Source organism: Streptomyces sp. NPDC093598 (assembly GCF_044764825.1).
In the GTDB taxonomy this organism is placed as follows: domain Bacteria; phylum Actinomycetota; class Actinomycetes; order Streptomycetales; family Streptomycetaceae; genus Streptomyces.
Window position 1 is genome coordinate 13,487 of the sequence record NZ_JBIWIV010000008.1, and the last position, 20,775, is coordinate 34,261.

17 protein-coding genes are annotated in these 20,775 nt (G+C 70.2%); 10 read left to right on the forward strand and 7 right to left on the reverse strand.

The features are described 5' to 3' along the window. Window positions 1-97 precede the first annotated feature (97 nt). The gene (locus ACIRDU_RS23205; protein WP_403582255.1) at window positions 98-1,771 is read right to left on the reverse strand and encodes a DHA2 family efflux MFS transporter permease subunit; all 1,674 of its coding nucleotides are present in this window, start codon (window positions 1,769-1,771) and stop codon (window positions 98-100) included. Window positions 1,772-1,880: 109 nt separating this feature from the next. On the opposite strand from ACIRDU_RS23205, the gene ACIRDU_RS23210 reads away from it, so the two are divergent. Continuing rightward, the gene (locus ACIRDU_RS23210) at window positions 1,881-2,498 is read left to right on the forward strand and encodes a TetR/AcrR family transcriptional regulator (protein ID WP_403582256.1); all 618 of its coding nucleotides are present in this window, start codon (window positions 1,881-1,883) and stop codon (window positions 2,496-2,498) included. A gap of 80 nt (window positions 2,499-2,578) precedes the next feature. Here the strand turns inward: ACIRDU_RS23210 and ACIRDU_RS23215 are convergent, their stop codons facing one another. Continuing rightward, complete coding sequence (locus ACIRDU_RS23215) at window positions 2,579-3,976, reverse strand: cation:dicarboxylate symporter family transporter (protein WP_403582257.1); 1,398 nt, start codon at window positions 3,974-3,976, stop codon at window positions 2,579-2,581. Between the two features lie 179 nt (window positions 3,977-4,155). Here ACIRDU_RS23215 and ACIRDU_RS23220 point away from each other — a divergent pair, with 179 nt between their 5' ends. The 5 genes from ACIRDU_RS23220 (at window position 4,156) to ACIRDU_RS23240 (ending at window position 9,782) form a co-directional block, all read left to right on the forward strand. Continuing rightward, on the forward strand, window positions 4,156-5,826 hold the full coding sequence (locus ACIRDU_RS23220) for an ATP-binding protein (protein ID WP_403582259.1): 1,671 nt from the start codon (window positions 4,156-4,158) through the stop codon (window positions 5,824-5,826). Continuing rightward, a complete protein-coding gene (locus ACIRDU_RS23225) occupies window positions 5,823-6,512 on the forward strand; it encodes a response regulator (RefSeq protein WP_403582261.1) in 690 nt (229 codons plus the stop codon). Before ACIRDU_RS23220 ends, ACIRDU_RS23225 begins: the two co-directional genes overlap by 4 nt. A 120-nt stretch (window positions 6,513-6,632) precedes the next feature. Then, a complete protein-coding gene (locus ACIRDU_RS23230) occupies window positions 6,633-8,000 on the forward strand; it encodes an extracellular solute-binding protein (RefSeq protein ID WP_403582262.1) in 1,368 nt (455 codons plus the stop codon). Between the two features lie 16 nt (window positions 8,001-8,016). Continuing rightward, on the forward strand, window positions 8,017-8,937 hold the full coding sequence (locus ACIRDU_RS23235) for a carbohydrate ABC transporter permease (protein WP_403582264.1): 921 nt from the start codon (window positions 8,017-8,019) through the stop codon (window positions 8,935-8,937). A 5-nt stretch (window positions 8,938-8,942) separates the two neighbouring features. Continuing rightward, the gene (locus tag ACIRDU_RS23240; protein ID WP_403582266.1) at window positions 8,943-9,782 is read left to right on the forward strand and encodes a carbohydrate ABC transporter permease; all 840 of its coding nucleotides are present in this window, start codon (window positions 8,943-8,945) and stop codon (window positions 9,780-9,782) included. A 196-nt stretch (window positions 9,783-9,978) separates the two neighbouring features. Here ACIRDU_RS23240 and ACIRDU_RS23245 read toward each other — a convergent pair whose 3' ends face one another. Then, complete coding sequence (locus tag ACIRDU_RS23245; protein WP_403582268.1) at window positions 9,979-10,428, reverse strand: PPOX class F420-dependent oxidoreductase; 450 nt, start codon at window positions 10,426-10,428, stop codon at window positions 9,979-9,981. A 177-nt stretch (window positions 10,429-10,605) separates the two neighbouring features. On the opposite strand from ACIRDU_RS23245, the gene ACIRDU_RS23250 reads away from it, so the two are divergent. Next, window positions 10,606-11,367, forward strand: coding sequence for an XRE family transcriptional regulator (locus tag ACIRDU_RS23250; protein ID WP_403582269.1), 762 nt, complete (start codon window positions 10,606-10,608; stop codon window positions 11,365-11,367). On the opposite strand, the gene ACIRDU_RS23255 is transcribed toward ACIRDU_RS23250, so the two are convergent. After that, complete coding sequence (locus ACIRDU_RS23255; RefSeq protein WP_403582271.1) at window positions 11,364-12,389, reverse strand: ATP-dependent 6-phosphofructokinase; 1,026 nt, start codon at window positions 12,387-12,389, stop codon at window positions 11,364-11,366. The genes ACIRDU_RS23250 and ACIRDU_RS23255 overlap by 4 nt on opposite strands. A 222-nt stretch (window positions 12,390-12,611) precedes the next feature. Between ACIRDU_RS23255 and pta the strand changes: the two genes are divergently transcribed. The 3 genes from pta (at window position 12,612) to pyk (ending at window position 17,427) form a co-directional block, all read left to right on the forward strand. Then, entirely contained in the window at window positions 12,612-14,714 is a 2,103-nt protein-coding gene (gene pta, locus ACIRDU_RS23260; protein ID WP_403582272.1) for a phosphate acetyltransferase, read from the forward strand. After that, a complete protein-coding gene (locus ACIRDU_RS23265; protein WP_403582274.1) occupies window positions 14,711-15,925 on the forward strand; it encodes an acetate kinase in 1,215 nt (404 codons plus the stop codon). The genes pta and ACIRDU_RS23265 overlap by 4 nt, the downstream gene beginning before the upstream one ends. 74 nt (window positions 15,926-15,999) lie before the next feature. Beyond that, window positions 16,000-17,427, forward strand: a complete 1,428-nt coding sequence (gene pyk / locus ACIRDU_RS23270) for a pyruvate kinase (RefSeq protein WP_403582275.1) — start codon at window positions 16,000-16,002, stop codon at window positions 17,425-17,427. A gap of 104 nt (window positions 17,428-17,531) precedes the next feature. Here pyk and ACIRDU_RS23275 read toward each other — a convergent pair whose 3' ends face one another. The 3 genes from ACIRDU_RS23275 to ACIRDU_RS23285 all read right to left on the reverse strand — a co-directional run bounded on the left by ACIRDU_RS23275 (window position 17,532) and on the right by ACIRDU_RS23285 (window position 20,218). Beyond that, a complete protein-coding gene (locus tag ACIRDU_RS23275; RefSeq protein ID WP_403582277.1) occupies window positions 17,532-18,914 on the reverse strand; it encodes a hypothetical protein in 1,383 nt (460 codons plus the stop codon). After that, window positions 18,904-19,467, reverse strand: a complete 564-nt coding sequence (locus ACIRDU_RS23280; RefSeq protein WP_403582278.1) for a DUF6114 domain-containing protein — start codon at window positions 19,465-19,467, stop codon at window positions 18,904-18,906. Before ACIRDU_RS23280 ends, ACIRDU_RS23275 begins: the two co-directional genes overlap by 11 nt. 118 nt (window positions 19,468-19,585) lie before the next feature. Continuing rightward, window positions 19,586-20,218 (reverse strand): DUF6230 family protein, encoded by a 633-nt coding sequence (locus ACIRDU_RS23285; protein ID WP_403582279.1) that lies wholly within the window; start codon window positions 20,216-20,218, stop codon window positions 19,586-19,588. Window positions 20,219-20,775: the final 557 nt, after the last annotated feature.

Here is a 20,775-nt window from a genome sequence, read left to right on the forward strand (position 1 = left end):
GTGTGGCGCCTGCCGCCCTTCGGCGGTGGCGCCACAGTCGCGACCGGTCCCACGTGTGCTGTTCGGAGAGTCCCGCCTGCCCCGGCGGGGCCCGGCACTAGCGGACCCCGGCGGACTCCGGTTCCTCGTCCTTCTCGGCGGGCTCGCCCACCGTCTTCTCCTTGCCGGGCAGCAGCAGCGCCACCAGCACCGTGCCGACGCCCAGGATCACGGCCCCGATCAGGCTGGTGTGCGCGACCGCGTCGGAGAACGCGGAGCCGACCGCATCGGCCATCCGGCGGGCGCCGCCGCCGAGTTGCTCGGCCTGCGCCCGGAGTCGCTCCGCCTGCTGGGGGTCGCTGGTGTGTGCGGCCTGCTCGGCGAGCCGGCGGGCCTTGTCGCCGATGCCCCGGGCGACGGCGTACCCGGCCCCGACGGAGTCCTGGGCCGTGGCCAGGGAGGAGGCGGGGAGCTTGCTGCCGGCCGTGGCGTCCGAGAGGTGGCCGGAGTACGACGTCGCCAGCAGCGAGCCCAGGATGGCGATGCCCAGCGAACCGCCGAGCTCCAGCGACGTGTCGTTCACCGCGCCGCCGACGCCCAGCTCGGACTCCGGGAACGCCCCCATGATCGCGTCCGTGCAGGGCGAGAGCGCGAGCCCGATCGAGAGGCCGAGGACGACCAGGGGCGCGACGAAGTCGCCGTACGACGAACCGGCGTCGACCTGGGTGAGCAGCGCCAGGGCCGCCGTGCCGCCGACCATGCCCGCCGTGACGGTCCACTTCATGCCGACCCGGGGCGTGAGGAAGCCGGTGAGGGCCGCTCCCACGAACACGGCGCCCGCCAGCGGCAGCATGCGCAGCCCCGTGTCCAGGGCGTCGTAGCCGAGGACGAACTGGAGGTGCTGCGTCAGGTAGTAGAAGGCGCCGAAGACCGCCAGGAAGAACAGGGCGACGGCGAGGTTGGATCCGGCGAAGCCGCGGTCCGTGAAGCGGCGGACGTCGAGGAGCGGGCGCGGGTGGCGCAGCTCCCACAGGACGAAGGCGACGAGAGCGGCACCGGCGACGACCGCCGCCGTGACGGCCTTGACGCCCCAGCCGAAGTGCGGCCCTTCGATGATCATGTAGACCAGTGCGGCGATCCACACCACCGACAGCAGCCCGCCGCCGTAGTCGATGCGCCCGCGGTCCGCGGCCTTGGACGGCGGTACGAGGACGAGGGCGCCGACGAGGGCGAGGATCGCGATGGGCACGTTGATGAGGAACGACGAGGACCAGCCGTGGTCCTCCAGCAGCGCCCCGGCCACCAGCGGTCCGGCCGCGATGGCGAGCCCGGCCGTGGCGGTCCACAGGGTGATGGCCTTGGCCCGTTCGGCGCGCGGGAAGGTCGCGGCGAGCAGGGACAGCGTGGCGGGCATGATCATCGCGGCGCCGGCGCCCATCACGGCCCGTGCGGCGATGACCGTCGTGGAGCTGTCGGCGAGGTAGCCGAAGACGGAGCCGCCCGCGAACACGACCAGCCCGAGGACGAGTGCGCCCCGGCGGCTGTACTTGTCGCCTATCGCACCGAGCAGCAGCATCAGCGCGGCGTAGGGGACGGTGTAGCCGTCGATCACCCACTGGAGGTCGGCGCTGGACAGCCCGAGGTCCTCGGTCATGTCGGGCGCGGCGACGGTGAGGGCGGTGTTCGCCATCACGATGATCAGCAGGCTCAGGCAGAGCACGAGGAGCGCCCACCAGCGGCGTGCGTAGGGGCGGTCCATCCTCTCGGCCGGTTCGGTCGTGACGAGTCGCATGGCAGGGGTTGCCTTCCTCACGGATTTGCACATGGGTGTGCATTTACACAACGCTGTGCAATCTACATCGCTGCACAGCACTGTGCAAATCGATGAGGGAAGGGGCACAATGACGTCCATGACCACGGGTAACACCAGCCGCGCCGACGCCAACCGCCGCCGCATCCTCGACGTCGCCCTCGCCGAGTTGCTGCGCGACCCCGACGCGTCCATGGACCAGATCGCACGGGCCGCGGGCGTCGTACGGCGCACGGTGTACGGGCATTTCCCGAGCCGCGAGGCGCTGATCAGCACCCTCGTCGACGAGGCGGTGGAGGCCCTGTCGAGCGCGCACGCCGCGGGTCGTGAGGGCGTGCGGGACCCGGCGGAGGCGGTGGCGCGCTCGGTGCTGGCGGTGTGGGAGCTCGCCGACCGCTATCGGCTGCTGATCGCGCTCGCCCAGCGCACGGTCACCATGCAGGGCATCCGGGAGCGGCTCGCCCCCGTCCGGGAGGCCGCCGCCGGGATGCTCCAGCGTGGCCTCGACCGAGGCGTCTTCAGTTCACCGCTGCCCGCGCCCGCCCTGGCGTATGTGCAGGAGCAGATGCTGGTCGCGCTGATGGAGGCGGTGAACGACGGGCTCGTGGCAGCGCAAGAGGCGGGCCGCTGCGCCACGGTCACGATCTTGACCGCGGCGGGCGTGCCCGCCTCTGAAGCCACCGAGATGGTGGCGAAGCTGAACGATTGAATCTCTGCGGGAAAGGACCGGGCGGCTGAGCGACGGGGGGACACCCAGCCGCCCGGAGTCTCCGGGGAGCGGCGCGGCCGTCAGGCCTTCGCCAGCTCCTTCTCGCCGCCCGGCTCGGGCACCTCGGCCTCGACGTGGTCCCCGGCCGGGCCGCCGTGGCCGTCGTCCAGCAGCGTCTTCTCGTCGAAGGGCAGCTGACCGGCGAGCACCTGGCCCACCCGCTCCTTGTCGATCTCCTTGGTCCAGGTGCCGATCAGCACCGTGGCCACGGCGTTGCCCGCGAAGTTGGTCAGGGCGCGGGCCTCGCTCATGAAGCGGTCGATGCCGACGATGAGGCCGATGCCGTCCACCAGGGCCGGCTTGTGCGACTGGAGACCGCCGGCCAGGGTCGCGAGGCCGGCGCCGGTGACACCGGCGGCGCCCTTGGAGGCGACCAGCAGGAAGAGCAGCAGCGGGATCTGCTCGCCGATCGACATCGGCGTGCCCATGGCGTCGGCGATGAACAGCGAGGCCATGGTCATGTAGATCATGGTGCCGTCGAGGTTGAAGGAGTAGCCCGTCGGGACGGTGATGCCGACCACCGGCTTGCTGACGCCCAGGTGCTCCATCTTCGCGATGAGCCGCGGCAGCGCGGACTCGGAGGAGGACGTGGACAGGATCAGCAGGAACTCCCGGCCGAGGTACTTGAACAGCGTGAAGATGTTCAGGCCGGAGACGACGCGCAGCAGGGCGCCGAGCACGATGAAGACGAACAGGAAACAGGTGACGTAGAAGCCGAGCATCAGCACGGCGAGGCTCTTGAGCGCGTCCACGCCCGCCGAGCCGGTGACGGCGGCGATGGCGCCGAAGGCACCGATCGGGGCGGCCCACATCACCATGGCGAGGATGCGGAAGACGAGCCGCTGGATGTGCTCGATACCGCGCAGGATCGGCTGGCCGGCCGAGCCCATGCCCTGCAGCGCGAAGCCGGCGAGCAGAGCGATCAGCAGGGTCTGCAGGACCGACTCGTTGGTGAACGCCGAGACGATCGTGGTCGGGATGATGCCGAGCAGGAACTCGGTGGTGCCCTTGGCCTCGGCGTCGACCTGGGCGTGACCGGCGTCCTTGATCGCGTCCGTGACCGCGAGGCCGGTGCCCGGCTCCAGGATGTTGCCGACGACCAGGCCGATGCCCAGCGCGACCAGCGACATGATCGTGAAGTAGACCAGGGCGATACCGCCGACGGCACCGACCTTGGCGGCCTTCCGCACCGAGCCGATACCCAGCACGATCGTGCAGAAGATGATCGGCGAGATCATCATCTTGATCAGGGCCACGAACCCCGTGCCGATCGGCTTCAGCTCTTGCGCGAAGTCCGGCGCGGCCAGACCCACCGCGATACCGGCGGCGACCGCGATGATCACCGCGATGTAGAGATAGTGCGTGCGGTCCCGCTTGGGTTTGCGTGCGGCAGGTGCCGTATCGGCTGCGCTGGTCACGGCGGCCCTCCTTGACGACGTCGTCGGCATCACCGGCGTGCGGCTCACGTCCGGGGGAAAGGGAGCGGGGGGCTCCCGGAGATGCGTTATGGGGAATGCCGTGACTATGTCCTGCTCTGTGAGCGCGGTCACCCTTCCGTTCATTTAGTTCACAATCAGCCACGAGGCAGACTGACGACATGCGCCTCACCGTCCCCGGTCCCCGCAGTCTTGCGGGCCAGCTCTTCGCCATGCAGGCCGTGCTGATAGCGGTCGTCGTGGCCGGATACGCGCTGTTCTCCTACGTCAGCGACCGCAGCCAGGCCGAGGAGGCCGCGACGCGCCAGGCCAGGGCGGTGGCACGGTCCGTCGCGGACTCCCCGTCCGTGCTCGCGGCGACCCGCACGCCCGACCCGACGGCCGAGCTCCAGCCGTACGCGCTGAAGGTGATGCGGGACACCGAGGTCGACTTCATCACGATCATGGATCCGCGGGGCACCCGCTGGACACACCCCGACCCCCGGCAGATCGGCCAGACCTTCCAGGGGCACACCGAGCAGGCCCTGAAGGGCCAGACCTTCACCGAGACCTACACCGGCACGCTCGGCCCGTCGGTCCGCGCGGTCACCCCGATCAAGGACGGCCGCAGGGTGGTCGGCCTGGTCAGCGCGGGGATCCGGGTCGAGCAGATCACCCAGCGGGTGCAGGACCAGCTGACGGCCCTGCTCGGCGTCGCGGCCGGCGCGCTGGTGCTGGGCGCGGTGGGCACGTACGTCATCAACGCCCGGCTGCGCCGTCACACCCACGGCATGAACGCGACCGAGCTCAGCCGGATGCACGACTACCATCAGGCCGCCCTGCACGCCGTGCGCGAGGGGCTGCTGATGCTGGACGGGCAATACCGTGTGGCGCTGATCAACGACGGAGGTCGGGAGTTGCTCGGCGTGCCCGGGGACGTGGTGGGCAGGTCGGTGGCGGAGCTGGGGCTGCCGGCCCCGCTGACGGGTGCCCTGCTGGCATCGGAGCCGCGGGTGGACGAGGTGCATCTGACGGCCTCCCGGGTCCTGGTGATCAACACCTCGCCGGTGTCGGGCGGTGAGCGCCGCGGTACGGTCGTCACTCTGCGCGATGTCACCGAACTGCAGTCACTGATGGGCGAGTTGGACTCCGAGCGGGGCTTCACCCAGGCGCTGCGCTCACAGGCGCACGAGGCGGCGAACCGGCTGCACACGGTCGTCTCGCTGATCGAGCTGGGCCGGGCGGAGGAAGCGGTGGAGTTCGCGACGGCCGAGCTGGAGCTGGCGCAGGCCCTCACAGACCAGGTCGTGGCGGCGGTGAGCGAGCCGGTGCTGGCGGCCCTGCTGCTGGGCAAGACGGCCCAGGCGAACGAGCGGGGCGTGGAGCTGATGGTGTCGGAGGACAGCAGCCTGGACGACGGCCTGCTGCCCGAGACCCTGCCCGCGCGGGATCTGGTGACCATCCTCGGCAACCTGATCGACAACGCCGTGGACGCGGCGCAGGGCAGCGTGCGGGCCCGCGTGACGGTGGCGGCGTACACCCGGAACCACGGCGACGCCCCGGAGCTGGTGCTGCGGGTCTCCGACACCGGCCCGGGCGTGGACCCCGAGCACGCCGAGGCGGTCTTCCAGCGCGGCTTCTCGACGAAGCCGGCGGGGCCGGGCGGCCGGGGCCTCGGGCTGGCGCTCGTACGGCAGGCCGCCCAGCGGCATGACGGCTCCCTGACGGTGACGGAGGCCGACGGGGGCGGGGCGGCGTTCGAGGTGCGGCTGCCGCTGCGGGAGCCCGGGACGGCGGACATGGGTGTGACATCCGGGGCCTCGATGGCCAGAGGCGCTGGAGGCGACGCATGACGAGCAGCGAGAAGGACATCCGCGTCCTGGTGGTGGAGGACGACCCGGTCGCCGCCGACGCCCACGTCCTGTACGTCGGCCGGGTGCCCGGGTTCGTGGCCGTGGGCAAGGCGCACTCGGGCGCGGAGGCCCGCCGGGCCCTGGACCGCACCCCGGTGGACCTCCTCCTGCTCGATCTGCACCTGCCGGACGTGCACGGGCTGCAACTGGCCCGCTCCCTCAGGACGGCCGGCCATCACGCGGACGTGATAGCGGTGACGTCGGCGCGCGATCTGGCCGTCGTACGCGAGGGCGTCTCGCTCGGAGTGGTGCAGTACGTCCTGAAGCCGTTCACCTTCGCGACCCTGCGCGACCGTCTCGTGCGCTACGCCGAGTTCCACGCGGCGGTCGGTGAGGCGAGCGGCCAGGACGAGGTGGACCGGGCGCTCGCGGCCCTGCGCGCGCCGGGCCCGGCCGCCCTGCCCAAGGGTCTGAGCGCGCCGACGCTGGAGCGGGTGACGGTGGCCCTGCGCGACAGCGCGGAGGGCCTCACGGCCGCCGGAGTCGCGGAGACCGTGGGCATCTCCCGCATCACGGCCCGCCGTTACCTGGAGCATCTGGTCGACGCGGGCCGCGCGGCGCGCCGCCCGCAGTACGGCACGGTGGGGCGCCCGGAGTTGCAGTACCGCTGGGTCACCGGCCAGTGACGGGCCATCAGCCGCCGATCGAACCGACGCACACGCATTGACCCGACTAGACCACCCAACTTAGGTTCACGACGCAGCCGTCCCGGCCACAACGAAGTGCGCCCGTAGGAGGTCGTGCCCGTGCGCCCCACCGCCGCCGCCACTCCCCTCGTCGCCCTGGTCCTCGCCTCGACCGCCCTCACCGCCTGCGGCGGGGGTTCGGGCAGCGACCCGGACACCGTGAAGGTCTCCTTCAAACAGTCCACGGACAACTCCATCAAGGTGATGGACACCTATCTCGCCGACATCAAGAGGCAGTTCGAGAAGGCCCACCCCGGCAAGAAGGTCGAGCTCGTCCCGATCAAGGCCCCGGACTCGGAGTACTACACCAAGCTCCAGCAGATGCTCCGCTCCCCCAAGACCGCCCCCGACCTGGTCTACGAGGACACGTTCCTCATCAACTCGGACATCACCAGCGGCTATCTGAAACCCCTCGACCCGTACCTGGCCAAGTGGCGGGACTGGGACCGGTTCATCGACACGGCGAAGGCCGCCGCCAAGGGCGAGGACGGCAAGACGTACGGCGTCCCCGACGGCACCGACACCCGCGGCCTGTGGTTCAACAAGGACATCTTCGCCAGGGCCGGCCTCCCCGCCGACTGGCAGCCGAAGACCTGGAACGACGTCCTCAGCGCGGCCCGCACCATCAAGAAGAAGGTCCCCGGCGTCATCCCGCTCAACGCCTACACCGGCAAGCCGGTCGGCGAGGCGGCCACCATGCAGACCTTCGAGATGCTGCTCTACGGCACGGGCGACGGCAGCACGGACCCGCTCTACGACAAGAGCTCCAAGAAGTGGATCGCCGGCGGCAAGGGCTTCGAGGACGCCCTCTCCTTCGTCGAGACGGTCTACCGGGAGAAGCTCGGGCCTGACGTCTCGGACGCCCTGGACCCGAACGTCATGACCCGGGTCCGCGGCGAGTGGCTGCCGCAGGGCAAGCTGGCCATCGCCCTCGACGGCTCCTGGCTCCCGCAGGACTGGCTGCCCGGCAGCGGCCACGAGTGGCCCGAGTGGTCCAGGACGCTGGGCCTGGCGGCCATGCCCACCCAGAACGGCCAGGCACCCGGCAAGGTGAGCATGTCCGGCGGCTGGACCTGGTCCATCCCGGCCAAGGCCGGAAACCCGGATCTGGCCTTCGAGTTCATCAAGACGATGCAGACCAAGGCGAACGCGCAGAAGTGGTACGTGGCCAACTCGGGCATCGCGGTCCGCGAGGACGTCGCCGAGGACCCCGCGTACGTCGACGCCCAGCCCGGCATCAAGTTCTTCACCGACCTGGTGGCGACCACGCACTACCGCCCCGCCTACCCGGCCTACCCCAAGGTCTCCACGGCTGTCCAGGAGGCGATGGAGGGCGTGACCACGGGCGACACCTCGGTGAAGGAAGCGACCAGCTCCTACACGGACGCGCTGAAGGACGCGACGGACAACCAGGTGGTCGAGCGGTGAGCGAGGGCCTCGGGACATGACCGCCACCGCACCCCACCCGCGACTCACCAAGACCACCGAGGACACGCACCCGGCACGCGGCCCCCGCCTGCCGGTGCGGCTCCTGCCCCTGGCCCCCGCGGTCGTCCTGCTGCTCCTCTTCCTCGCCGGTCCGATCGCCTACTGCGTCTCCATCGCCTTCACGGACCTCCAGCTCACCGGCCAGGCCCAGGAGTCGTTCGTCGGCTTCGACAACTTCACCCGGGCCTTCGGGGACGAGGCGTTCCTCAACGCCGTGTGGCTGACCCTGGTGTTCACGGTCGTGTCGTCCCTGATCGGGCAGAACACCCTCGGCCTGGCCCTCGCCGCGCTGATGCAGCGCGCGTCGAAGCCGGTCCGCACCCTCACCGGCGGCATCGTCGTCACGGCGTGGGTCCTGCCGGAGGTCGTCGCCGGTTTCCTCCTCTACGCCTTCTTCCGCCGTGAGGGCACACTGAACGCCGTCCTGGACTGGCTCCACCTGCCCTCCCAGAACTGGCTGTTCACCCTCCCGATCCTGGCGGTGTCCTTCGCCAACGTCTGGCGCGGCACGGCCTTCTCGATGCTGGTCTACTCGGCCGCGCTGAACGAGATCCCCAAGGAGATCACCGAGGCGGCCGAGGTCGACGGAGCCGGCGGCCGGCAGCGCATGTGGCACATCACCCTGCCCATGATCCGCCGCTCCATCGGCACGAACCTCATGCTCAACACCCTGCAGACGCTGTCGGTCTTCGGCCTGATCTGGGTGATGACGAGAGGCGGCCCCGGCGGCAGGAGCCAGACGCTCCCGCTCTTCATGTACGAACAGGCCTTCCAGAACAGCCTGATCGGCTACGGCACGGCCGTCGCCCTGCTGCTTCTCCTGGTCGGCTCGCTCTTCTCCCTCATCTACCTGCGCCTGTTGCGGACGGAGGTCTGACGCGCATGGCCCTCACGCCGGGATCCCGCCGCACGACCCGCCGTCTGGCCGCGGACGCGGGCCTCCTGGTGGTCGCGGCCGCGTTCGTGCTCCCCCTGGCCTGGGTGGTCCTCTCGGCCCTGGACCCCCACGCGAACCTGAGGGTGAAAACCCCCGACGGCCTCACTCTCGACAACTTCGACGCGATCCTCACCCCCGAGATCACCTTCACCCCCCTCCTCAACAGTCTGATCCTGTGCGGCGGTGCGACCCTGCTGACGGTGGTCTGCGCGGCCCTGGCCGCCTACCCGCTCTCCCGCTTCCGCTCCCGCTTCAACCGCCCGTTCCTGCTGACGATCCTCTTCGCCACGAGCCTGCCCATCACCGCGATCATGGTTCCGGTCTACGCGCTCTTCGTCCAAGTGGACCTGATCGACACCGTGCAGGGCACGATCTTCTTCTTCACCGCGTCCCAACTCCCTTTCGCCATCTGGCTGATGAAGAACTTCATGGACGGCGTACCGAAGGAACTGGAGGAGGCCGCCTGGACCGACGGGGCGTCGTCGCTCCAGTCCCTGCTCCGCATCGTGCTGCCTCTGATGGGCCCGGGCGTGGCGGTGGTGACGGTCTTCTCCTTCGTCATGATGTGGGGCAACTTCTTCGTCCCCTTCATGCTCCTGCTCACCCCCGACCAGATGCCCGCGTCGGTCAGCATCAACGACTTCTTCGGCAACCGCGGCATGGTGGCGTACGGCCAGCTGGCGGCGTTCTCCATCGTCTACTCGACGCCGGTGATCCTCCTGTACGTCCTGATCGCACGGCGCCTGGGAGGGGGCTTCGCACTGGGTGGGGCGGTCAAGGGCTGAAGCGGGTGGGGAAGTTGTCGGGCACGGCCGCTGTCACGCACCGGACCCGGCCGCTCCACGTCGAACGACCTCGGCGTGCCGCGCAGCAGCAGCGCTCGGCAGGGCGCAGCTCGCCGACCTGCGCCCGACGGGCACCGGGAGCCGTGCGCCGGCAGGGCGATCCACGGTGCGGCGCCCGCCCGGGCCCTGCCCTGGGTCAGCCGGCCGCCCCCTCCGGCAGCACGCCCGCCCGGAACGGCTCGACCCCCTCCAGCCTCCGCACCCGCGTCGGCTCGATGAGCAGCATCACCCGGCGCTCACCCGGCAGCAGCCACGGGTACCGGTCCTCGCCGAGGTACTTGCGCGCCAGCCGGTCCATGGCCCGCTCCGCGGCCTCCCCCTCCACGAACCGCACGACCTTCCCGCGGATCTCCGCCCGGTCGTACGGGTTCCCGGGGTCGTGGTGCGACAGCGAAACGTACGGATTGCGCCGCAGGTTCTCCTCCTTCACCCGCCCCACCGAGGTGTTGACCATGACGTACTCCCCTTCGATGTCCGCCCACATGGGCGACACCTGAGGTGCCCCGTCCGCCCCCACCGTCGCGAGATGCCAGAAGTTCGGCGCGAGAAGACGCTCGCGAATATGCCCGTTGAGCTTGCCGTTCACGTGAGTCACTACCTTTCCGGGCCCGCGATCACGGGACCCGGCGCCATCCTCGCCCCGCCTCCGCCCCGGCCGACAGACGATCTTCAGCCCCGGTCGAACCCGCGGGTAGCCGTAGCTTCCTACAATCCGTGATCCTGGCCGAACAGACCGTAGTCAGTCCACCCCCGCCGCCCTAGCTTGTGGGCCGTGCGCCGACCTTCAGCCCGACCGAGCCAGTCCCCGCCCTCTCCCCCGCCGCAGTCCGCCCCCGCGGTCCCGCCCTTCAACGCCCCCGCCGCCCGCCGGCTGCGCGCGGCCCTCGGCATGGCCCCCGAGCACGTCGCCTACGGCATGCGCGTCTCGTACGGGCATCCCCACATCACCCCGGACCACGTGATGGCCTGGGAACGCGGGGCGGCCGCCCCGACCAACTCCGAACTCACCGCTCTCGCGGGCGTGCTGTGGTGCTCGCCCGCCGAACTCATCGGCAGACCGCGCACCCTGCGCGAACACCGCATCGCCCGCTGCCTCGCCCCGGAGGACGTGGCCCGGGCCGTGGGGCACGACGTGCACGCGTATCTGCGCATGGAGGAGACCGACACCTGGCGCGGCACGGACCGGCAGTCCGCCGCCCTGGCCGATCTGCTCGGGCTCGCACTGCCGGACTTCGTCACCGTCACCGGCCGGGACGGCAAACTGGGCGACCTGCTGCGCAGCGCCGCCACCACCCGCTGGCAGGCCTATGTCCGCCCGGTGGCCAAACTGGTGCCCCTGGACCGGCGGTTCCTGGAATCTGCCCTTCAGGGCCTGCACGAGGACTACCAGGGGCACATGGCCGCCACCCTGAGCTGGGGCGGCGGCAGCGGTGACGCGGGGGGCGCCGGCCAGGACTTCCTGGACCGGATCGTGGAGCACTTCTGGACGAAGCTCCAGGACGACACCGACCTGGAGGCCGGCTAGAAGACCGACTCGGCCTCGTCCATCCGGTCCTTCGGCACCGTCTTCAGCTCGGTCACGGCCTCCGCGAGCGGGACCATCACGATGTCCGTCCCGCGCAGGGCGGTCATCCGGCCGAACCGGCCCTGGTGCGCCGCCTCCACCGCGTGCCAGCCGAACCGGGTGGCGAGGACGCGGTCGTAGGCGGTCGGCACTCCACCGCGCTGGACGTGGCCGAGGATGACCGGCTTGGCCTCCTTGCCGAGGCGCCGCTCCAGCTCGTGGGCGAGGGCGGTGCCGATGCCCTGGAAGCGCTCGTGGCCGAACTTGTCTATGGCGCCCTTGTTGTAGTCCATGGAGCCCTCGGCGGGATGGGCGCCCTCGGCGACGCAGACCACCGCGAACTTCTTGCCGCGGGCGAACCGCTCCTCGACCATCTTCACGAGATCGGCCGGGTCGAACGGCCGCTCCGGCAGGCAGATCCCGTGTGCACCGGCCGCCATGCCGGACTCCAGGGCGATCCAGCCGGCGTGCCGGCCCATGACCTCCACCACCATCACCCGCTGGTGGGATTCGGCGGTGGTCTTGAGCCGGTCCATCGCCTCGGTGGCGACACCCACCGCGGTGTCGAAGCCGAAGGTGCGGTCCGTGGAGGAGATGTCGTTGTCGATCGTCTTCGGGACGCCCACGACGGGCAGACCCGCGTCGCTCAGCATGCGCGCGGCCGTCAGCGTGCCCTCGCCGCCGATCGGGATCAGCGCGTCGATGCCGAACTCGTGGATCATGTCGGAGGCGTTCTCGCAGGCCTCCCGGAGCCGGTCGCGCTCCAGCCGGGACGACCCGAGGATGGTGCCGCCGCGGGCCAGGATGCCACTGACGGACTCCAGGTCGAGACTGCGGAAGCGGCCGTCGAGCAGGCCCGCGTAGCCGTCCTCGAAGCCGATGACCTCGTCGCCGTAGTTGTCGACCGCCCGGTGCACGACCGACCGGATCACGGCGTTCAGGCCGGGACAGTCGCCGCCTGCGGTGAGAACTCCGATACGCATCGTGCTGTGTCTCCTGCTCGCTGTTGACACCGGTGAGCCACTGCCGATTGTTTCACGCCCCACAGCCCGGTGCGGCACCCCGGCCTGACGGGCGCCTTATCTAGCGGCAGAGGTATTGTCAAGAGGGTTCTGCTCACCTAGGTGGGCGATTTTTGTGCCCCAGGCTGGAAAGCCGTGGGTGTGAGGCCTGCCCCCCCATCCGAGACGAAACGGAGAGCGCGCGTGACCCGCAGCGTGTACGTGACCGGCATCGACCGCGGCGACGGACGCCAGGTCGTCGAACTGGGGGTCATGGAACTCCTCACCCGGCAGGTCGACCGGGTCGGTGTGTTCCGTCCCCTGGTCCACGACGGGCCCGACCGCCTCTTCGAGCTGCTGCGCGCCCGCTACCGGCTCACCCAGGACCCGGCGACCGTCTACGGCATGGACTACCACGAGGCGTCCGCCCTCCAGGCCGAGGCCGGCACGGACGAGCTGGTGTCCACGCTCGTCGACCGCTTCCACCTGGTCGCCCGGGACTACGACGTCGTCCTGGTCCTCGGCACCGACTACGCCGACACCCAGCTCCCGGACGAGCTGTCACTCAACGCCCGGCTGGCGAACGAGTTCGGCGCGTCGGTGATCCCGGTCGTCGGCGGACGCAAGCAGACCGTCGAGTCCGTACTCGCGGAGACCCGCAACGCCTACCGCGCCTACGCCACCCTGGGCTGCGACGTCCTGGCCATGGTCGCCAACCGGGTGGCCCGCGAGGACCGCGAGGAGATCGCCGGCCAGCTCGACTCCCGGCTGCCCGTGCCCTGTTACGTCCTGCCCGACGAGCCCGCGCTGTCCGCGCCGACCGTGTCGCAGATCGGCCACGCCCTCGGCGCCAAGGTGGTGCTCGGCGACGACTCGGGGCTCGCCCGGGACGTGCTCGGCTTCGTCTTCGGCGGCGCGATGCTGCCGAACTTCCTGGGCGCGCTGACCCCGGGCTGCCTCGTCGTCACCCCGGGCGACCGCGCCGACCTGGTCGTCGGCGCGCTCGCCGCGCACAGCGCCGGCACCCCGCCGATAGCGGGCGTGCTGCTCACCCTGGACGAGGTGCCCGGAGACGACATCCTCACCCTCGCCGACCGCCTCGCCCCCGGCACCCCGGTGCTGTCGGTGGCCGGCACCAGCTTCCCCACCGCCGAGCAGCTGTTCTCCCTGGAGGGCAAGCTGAACGCGGCCACCCCGCGCAAGGCGGAGCGGGCACTCGGCCTGTTCGAGCGGTACGCCGACACCGGCGACCTCGCCCGCCGCGTCTCCGCGCCGAGCAGCGACCGCGTGACGCCGATGATGTTCGAGCACAAACTGCTGGAGCAGGCCCGCTCCGACCTGCGCCGGGTCGTCCTGCCCGAGGGCACCGAGGAGCGTGTGCTGCACGCCGCCGAGGTGCTGCTGCGCCGGGGTGTGTGCGAGCTGACCCTGCTCGGCCCGGTCGACCAGATCCGCAAGAAGGCCGCCGATCTCGGCATCGACCTCGGCGAGTCCCAGCTGATCGACCCGGCCGCCTCCGACCTGCGCGACGCCTTCGCCGAGAAGTACGCGGCCCTGCGCGCGCACCGGGGCGTCACCGTGGAGCTGGCCTACGACGTGGTCTCCGACGTGAACTACTTCGGCACGCTGATGGTCCAGGAGGGCCTCGCCGACGGCATGGTGTCGGGCTCGGTGCACTCCACGGCCGCGACGATCAGGCCGGCCTTCGAGATCATCAAGACCAGGCCGGACGCCGACATCGTCTCGTCGGTGTTCTTCATGTGCCTGGCCGACAAGGTCCTCGTCTACGGCGACTGCGCGGTCAACCCGGACCCGAACGCCCAGCAGCTCGCGGACATCGCCATCCAGTCGGCGACCACGGCCGAGCAGTTCGGCGTGGAGCCCCGCATCGCCATGCTGTCGTACTCCACGGGCACCTCCGGCTCCGGCGCCGACGTGGACAAGGTGCGCGAGGCCACCGAGCTCGTGCGCGCGCGCCGGCCCGACCTGAAGATCGAGGGCCCGATCCAGTACGACGCCGCCGTGGAGCCGTCGGTCGCGGCGACCAAGCTGCCCGGCTCGGAGGTCGCCGGGCAGGCGAGCGTGCTGATCTTCCCCGATCTGAACACCGGCAACAACACGTACAAGGCCGTGCAGCGCTCGGCCGGCGCGATCGCGGTCGGCCCGGTGCTCCAGGGTCTGCGCAAGCCGGTCAACGACCTGTCCCGGGGCGCCCTCGTCCAGGACATCGTCAACACCGTCGCCATCACGGCGATCCAGGCCCAGACCCCCGCCCCGTCCCCGAGCGAGAAGGCGACCGCCCAGTGAGTCCCACCCGTGTCCTCGTCCTCAACTCCGGTTCCTCGTCGGTCAAGTACCAGTTGCTCGACATGCGCGACAGCAGCCGGCTGGCGGTGGGCCTGGTCGAGCGCATCGGCGAGCAGACCTCCCGGCTGAAGCACACCCCGGCCGGCGGCGAGAGCCGGGAGCGCGGCGGCGCGATCGCCGACCACGACGCCGCCCTCAAGGCCGTCGCCGAGGAGCTCGCCAAGGACGGCCTCGGTCTCGACTCGCCCGAACTGGCCGCGATCGGGCACCGCGTGGTGCACGGCGGCAAGACCTTCACCGAGCCGACCGTCATCGACGAGGCGGTGCTCGCCGAGATCGAGCGGCTCATCCCGGTGGCCCCGCTGCACAACCCGGCCAACCTCACCGGGATCCGCACGGCCCAGGTGCTGCGGCCCGACCTGCCGCAGGTCGCCGTCTTCGACACCGCGTTCCACACGACCATGCCGGAGTCGGCCGCCCGCTACGCGATCGACGTGAAGACCGCCGACGAGCACCGCGTGCGGCGCTACGGCTTCCACGGCACCTCGCACGCCTACGTCTCCCGGGCCACGGCGGAGCTCCTGGGCAAGGACCCCGCCGAGACGAACGTGATCGTGCTGCACCTGGGCAACGGGGCGTCTGCCTCGGCCGTGCGGGGCGGTCGCTGTGTGGACACCTCCATGGGGCTGACGCCTTTGGAGGGGCTCGTGATGGGTACGCGCTCGGGAGACATGGACCCGGCCGTCATCTTCCATTTGATGCGTGTTGGTGGAATGTCCGCCGACGAGATCGACACTCTTCTCAACAAGAAGAGCGGTCTGATCGGTCTGTGCGGTGACAACGACATGAGGGAGATCCGCCGCCGCGTCGACGAGGGCGACGAGCAGGCGGAGCTGGCGTTCGACATCTACATTCACCGGCTGAAGAAGTACATCGGCGCCTATTACGCCGTACTCGGGCGGGTGGACGCGGTCGCCTTCACCGCCGGTGTCGGCGAGAACGCGGCTCCCGTGCGGGCGGCCGCCCTGGCGGGCCTTGAGGAGCTGGGCCTGGCGGTGGACGGCGAGCGCAACGCCGTGCGCGGCGACGAGGCACGGCTGATCTCGCCCGAGGGTGCCCGGGTCGCCGTGGCGGTGGTCCCTACTGACGAGGAATTGGAGATCGCGACACAGACCTACGCGCTGGTAATTGGTTCGGGGAATCACACCTGAGCGGCATCCCGCCCTTTTGTATTTTCCGCCAGACGGAATATTCCGCTGGGAAACAAACCGATAGGATCGCGCCCATGCGCCGTTCGAAAATCGTCTGTACTCTCGGCCCCGCGGTCGACTCCCACGATCAGCTTGTCGCGTTGATCGAAGCCGGCATGAACGTGGCCCGCTTCAACTTCAGCCACGGCAGCCACGCCGAGCACCAGGGCCGGTACGACCGGCTCCGTGCCGCCGCCAAGGAGACCGGCCGGGCCATCGGTGTCCTCGCCGACCTCCAGGGCCCGAAGATCCGTCTGGAGACCTTCGCCGAGGGTCCCGTGGAGCTGGTGCGCGGTGACGAGTTCACCATCACCACCGAGGACGTCCCGGGCGACAAGACGATCTGCGGGACGACCTACAAGGGCCTGCCCGGCGATGTCACCAAGGGCGACCAGGTGCTCATCAACGACGGCAACGTCGAACTGAAGGTCACCGAGGTCGAGGGCCACCGGGTGAAGACGATCGTCATCGAGGGCGGCGTCATCTCCGACCACAAGGGCATCAACCTGCCCGGCGCGGCCGTCAACGTGCCCGCTCTGTCCGAGAAGGACGTCGAGGACCTCCGCTTCGCCCTCCGCATGGGCTGCGACCTGGTCGCGCTGTCCTTCGTCCGCGATGCCAAGGACGTCCAGGACGTGCACCGCGTCATGGACGAGGAGGGCCGCCGCGTCCCGGTCATCGCCAAGGTGGAGAAGCCGCAGGCGGTGCAGAACATGGAGGACGTCGTGATGGCGTTCGACGGTGTGATGGTCGCCCGCGGTGACCTGGCCGTCGAGTACCCGCTCGAGAAGGTCCCCATGGTGCAGAAGCGCCTGATCGAGCTGTGCCGGCGCAACGCCAAGCCGGTGATCGTGGCGACCCAGATGATGGAGTCGATGATCACCAACTCCCGTCCGACCCGCGCCGAGGCCTCCGACGTGGCCAACGCGATCCTGGACGGTGCCGACGCGGTCATGCTGTCCGCCGAGTCGAGCGTGGGCGCGTACCCGATCGAGACCGTGAAGACGATGTCGAAGATCGTCACCGCGGCCGAGCAGGAGCTGATGTCCAAGGGCCTCCAGCCGCTCGTCCCGGGCAAGAAGCCGCGCACGCAGGGCGGTTCGGTGGCCCGTGCGGCCTGCGAGATCGCCGACTTCCTCGGCGGCCGGGGCCTGGTGGCCTTCACCCAGTCCGGTGACACGGCCCGCCGCCTGTCGCGCTACCGCGCGCAGCAGCCGATCATCGCCTTCACCACCGACGAGGGCACCCGCAACCAGATGGCGCTGAGCTGGGGCGTGGAGCCGTACGTGGTGCCGTTCGTGAACAGCACCGACGAGATGGTCGACCTGGTGGAGCAGGAGCTGGTGAAGCTGAACCGCTTCAACGAGGGCGACATCGTGGTCATCACCGCCGGTTCGCCCCCCGGCGTGCCCGGCACCACCAACATGGTGCGGGTCCACCACCTGGGCGAGGCCAAGGGCTGATCCGGAAAGGGCCCTGAGGGCCCGTGTACGCGCCGAGGGCGCCCCCTGGGATTCCAGGGGGCGCCCTCGGTGTGTGCGGCTCCCGAACGGGCTCTGAGGGGCGCTCAGTCGGTGATGAAGTTGTGCAGCCCCGGCACATGCAGGGTCCCGCCGAACTGGCCGGCCTGCTGGACCTTCACGTTGGTGAAGTAGATCAGCGGGATGTTGAGCGGCGGCGGGTGCTCCGGGTCGAACGTGATCGGGATCAGTCCGAGCAGGTTGCCGGAGATGCTCTCCGTGTACATCACCGTGTCGCCACCGGTGATCGTGGACGTCGAGCCCTTGGCCGCCTGCACGTGGTAGGTCTTGCCGGACTGCTTGTCCTGGACCGTCTGGTGCAGGTCGCCGATGTCGGTGCCGCCGGAGATGACGTACTTCAGCACCTTCTTGACCGAGCCGTTGGCGGTGCGCACCTCGACGACGCCCTTGTAGTCGGCGCCCTTCAGCGTCAGCGAGCTGGCGTTGAGGAACCACGGGTCGTCGGGCAGCGGCACCTTGTTGTCGACGCCGCCTTCGGCGTCGGTCGCGGCCGGGCAGTCGTCGGGGTCCGTGGTGGCGCTCGGGGAGGGGCTGGGCGAGGCGGTGGCCTCCTTCGCCTTCTCCGCCGCGTCCTCGGCCGCCTTCTCGACGGCCTTGGTGGTGTCCTCCACCGTCTTGCCGGTGTCCTTCACCGTCTCGGACGCCTTGCCGGTGGTGTCCTTGACGGTGTCCTCGACCGTGCCGGTGGCCTTCTCGGCCGGGTCCTGCTCGGCGCCGGGGGCGTCCTCGGCCGGCTTCTCAGTGCTCTCCGAGGCCGAGGCGGACGGGGTCGGGCCGGGGCTCGCCCCGTCCTTGTCCCCGCCGTCGAAGATGCCGCCGATCGCGTCGCCGATGTCCTCCAGCACGTTGCCACCGCTCTCGGACGGCGACGGGGACGCAGTGGCGGCCGCGTCGTCGCCGCCCGTGGCGGGCGCGCTCGTGGACGGGGTCGGCTTCGGCTCGGCCTCGTCGTCGGAACCTGAATCCGACGAAGGGGAACCGCCGTTGTCCGCATCCGTGCCACCCGAGGGGGACGGCTTCGGGGCGGTGTCGCCCTGGTCGTCCTTCTCGTCCGTCGCGCCGTCGCTCGCCGAGGGGGACGGCGTGGGCGAGGCGGAGGCGTCGCCCTCGGCGTCCTTGCCGGAGTCCTTGCCGGAGTCCTCCAGGGCCGCCACACAGTCCTTGTACTCGTCGGCCGTCAGGCTCTTCGACGTCGGCGCCGCCGGGGTGTCGCTGTCGGCGATGGCGAGCGTCGACGTGAAGCCCATACCCATGAGCACCGCCGTCGGCATCGCCGCCATGGCTATCGCCTTGCCGGTCGGCCTGTTGAACCTGGTGAACAGCGGCTTCTTGGGTGCCGCGTGGCGCGGCCCGGTTCTCACACGGAACGCCTCCACATCAGCCCCGTGGGTCACCTCGTCAGCCGGCACTGTGCCTCCCGTTCGCCCCGTTGGCCGGGTTCGTTCCTGACAGATCGTTCGGCTCGTCCACCCCGTCCACGGGCTTCAGCACCGTGGTGTCGTGGTCGGTGGCCTCGGGAGTCCCGCCCGTGCCGGTGCTGGCCATGGCGGCGGGCTGTCCCGCGGGACGTGCGCCCGGCGCCCAGGCCACGGCCATCGCCCCGCCCACGAGGGCGAGGAGGAAGCCGACGAGGAAGCCGCCGATGTTCGACACGGGGATGGACACCAGCGCCAGCAGGATCGCCGCGACTCCCGCGAAGACGCGGACGTGCTTCTGGAACCAGAGGCTGACGCCCAGTACGACGAGCAGCACGCCGATGATCAGGGACCCGGCACCCGCGGTGGTTGCCATCGCCAGCGTCAGGTGACCGATCTGGAGGTTCGCGTACGGGAAGTAGGCGATGGGCAGTCCACTGAGGAGGACGAACAGCCCGGCCCAGAACGGCCGCTCACCCCGCCAGGCGCGGAACTGCTGCCTCCGGAGGGTGAACTGGCCGGTGGCGGCAGGAGTCTCGGCGCTCATGGAAAAACAGCTCCCTGGTACAGCGTTGCTGTGGTGGTGATGTGGGCCCCGCGTGAAGGCGCGGCCGGAAGGTGGACGGGCGGGGGCGCCACCGGCTCCCCCGCCCGTCATCGAGTGCTTAGTAGCACTCCTTGACACCCGTCGACAGCGACATCTTCAGGCCGCTGAGCTTGAAGGTTCCGGCGGTGGTCGCCCACGCCGTCTGCTTCACGTCGGTCAGGGTCGCCCTGTCCGCCTGCTGGGCGAAGCCGTACGGGTTCGCCGTCTCGCCCTTCCTCATGGCCGGACCCTTGGTGGCGTCCTTGGCGGCCACACCGATGTCGATGTTCTCGAACGTCGCGTCGGCGCTGAGGTCGGCGACGTCGATGTAGAGGTTCTGCGCCTCTACCGGCTTCGCCCCCTGTCCCGCACGCAGGATCAGGCTGACGTTCCCGAGCACCGGAATGTTCGGGGTGACGACCGACTGGCACAGGTTCTTGATCGTCGCCGTCTTGAACGACGAGACCGCGACCGGGTGCACCGACTTCTTGCCGTCGAGCGTGTATCCCTCGTCGAGGGCGCCGTACTGCGAGAAGCCCTCACCGACGAGCTGGTCGGTCGTGACCTTGAACGACTGCCCGGAGACACTGAACGACGCGGCGAGAGCGCCCTGCGCGAGGGCGACACCTATCGCAGCCGTGGCGGCGACGCTGGGCACCATGACCACAGCGAACCGCTTCCATCTGGTCCCGCCACGCACCTGGGACTCCATATTTCCTCCTTCTCGGACGTACATCTCCTGTCCTGACCAGCCTCGATGCGAGGCTCAGCCGGGCAGGGATGGGAGAAGTGCTACGTCCTCGGGAAGGAGAGCGCCTGCACTCGGCGGCGCAACTGCGCCCGAATCACCGGCGATCACCCCCGAGCGACAACCACTGGTCGCGCCTGACACGCATCACGCACAACCCTGCTGGACAGGCTTCACCGGAAGGGCGAAGACCCCCCTGTCCAAGAGCCGGCGCCACTGCCGCCGGCTCTGCTCGGTGGGGACCCAGGACGTCCCGCGACCCAACCGGCTGCCGGGGTACGGGATTGGACCGAGCGTGGCCGATCGTGGTGCATTCTCGCCGCCCGCACAAGGGGGTTCGTTACTCGCTAGTAACGGCCGGATAACCGAACAACGACCCATCGGTCTCGGTCGGCGACACAGGGTGGTGCCGAACGGCGGCACAAAGCTGTTGATCGATGGACAGAATCCGACAGATCAACGCCCAGGACTTACTCGTAGTAACAGCGGCCGCGATTACCAAGATTTGGTAAAGCGCGGCC